Annotated in this window: 1 protein-coding gene; it reads left to right on the top strand. The window is 42.3% G+C overall.

The genetic code is table 11. The annotated features are described in order from the left end of the window. Window positions 1-975, top strand: a 975-nt coding sequence (locus ACFSQJ_RS14160; RefSeq protein ID WP_377767627.1) for a carboxypeptidase-like regulatory domain-containing protein, incomplete at both ends; no start/stop codon positions are given.

Here is a 975-nt window from a genome sequence, read left to right as displayed (position 1 = left end):
CGGCCATGGGTATGGCCTATTCGGTAGAGGTAGGTTATCGTGAAAATTTTCCCGATTCGTTTGCAACAAAAACTACCACTAAAGAAGAAGTTAAGGGCAACTATCAAAAAAGTTTAAAAAAACAGGCCTCGGTAACGGGCAAGGTGACCGTAAACGGAGAACCGGTTCAAGGAGTTAGAATAAAGGTGAAGGGCAGTCTGGATCAGGTCGAGACCAATAGCAATGGTGAGTACGCCATTAATGCCGAATATGGCGATGTCTTGGAAACCGATTTTTTTACCCTTAAAGCAAAACAGCTTAAAGTTGATAATGAAAGCGTAATCGATTTTGAATTGCAGCCCAGGTATGAAAAATTGAATGAAGTGGTCGTCACCGAAAATCGTAAAGACGATTACGGTAATGAAAAGGTCATCACCCCTTTTGGTATAAAGTCTAGAAATAGTATCGGTGTTGCTGGTTATTTAAAAACCAAGGATGAACTCTCAAAAGGGGCCGTATCCTTCGGACAATTGGTACGTGGGCGCTTTCCTTCACTTCAAGTAAAAGGCTTTCTTAATGAAGAAGTATTTCTTGGTAGAGGAAACGGTAGAGTTGCTGTAATAGTTGATGATGTTCTTATTAATACAGCTGCGATTTCTATTTCACAACTTGTTCCGCCAGATTTGGTAGAAAGTGTTTTGTTTATCCCAGGGGTATCAGCCGCTTCAAGATATGGACCTCCGGCTAAAAATGGAGCCTTGTTAATTACCACAACCAACAACTCGCTCATAATACGAGAAAAGAAAGCACTTAAAGACTCTCTTTTAAACAAAAACACCTACACCGATGATGCGGTGTCGTTATCGGAAAGTGCCGTTGTATCGGCCTCCACCGAAAATCAGGTTAGTGGCAGGGTCACCTCAAAAGGCAAACCCGTACAGGGCGTTAAAATAAATGTACAGGGCAGTTATGACCAGGTTGAGACCAACGGCAACG

It is taken from the genome of Croceitalea marina (genome assembly GCF_042684265.1).
Lineage (GTDB): Bacteria > Bacteroidota > Bacteroidia > Flavobacteriales > Flavobacteriaceae > Croceitalea > Croceitalea marina.
The sequence above is the reverse complement of the archived record's forward strand: the minus strand, read 5'-3'. Positions and strand labels throughout refer to the sequence as shown.